The organism is Xanthomonas populi, assembly GCF_002940065.1.
Taxonomy (GTDB): Bacteria; Pseudomonadota; Gammaproteobacteria; order Xanthomonadales; family Xanthomonadaceae; genus Xanthomonas; species Xanthomonas populi.
This window is the reverse complement of record NZ_MDEJ01000373.1, coordinates 1-332: the sequence shown is the minus strand read 5'-3', so window position 1 is coordinate 332 and position 332 is coordinate 1. Positions and strand designations below refer to the sequence as shown.

General features: G+C 54.8%; 1 protein-coding gene. It reads right to left on the bottom strand.

Going from position 1 to position 332, the window contains the following annotated elements:
* Window positions 1–116: 116 nt before the first annotated feature.
* Window positions 117–332 (bottom strand): hypothetical protein (locus XpopCFBP1817_RS22425; RefSeq protein WP_208619699.1); only part of this gene is annotated, 216 nt, incomplete at its 5' end.

Genomic DNA, 332 nt, shown 5'->3' with positions numbered 1-332 from the left:
CGCTGATTTTTTGAAGGTATGGTCATCATCCAGTGCGTGTCACCACGGCTACGACTTGGTTGTTCGAGGTGCCCTTATATGATGAACGGTGACAGCGTGATCAATAGCTCGCTCGTCTAGCGAGAAAAATTGGAATCAGCTGCTGTAGCCCGCAGGTTTTTCGGGCTGCCGGGCATCGCGCCGCAGTACTCGGCAGCATCCAGAAGAAGAGCGGCGTTAGAGAATCTCTGAACAAGCGGCCAGGATCCTTGCAGTTCAAACAGCACCGTCGAGATGAGGGGTGTCGTTGGTTTGCGTGGCGTAGTCCATGCAGCGTCTGGCGGCTTATCCTG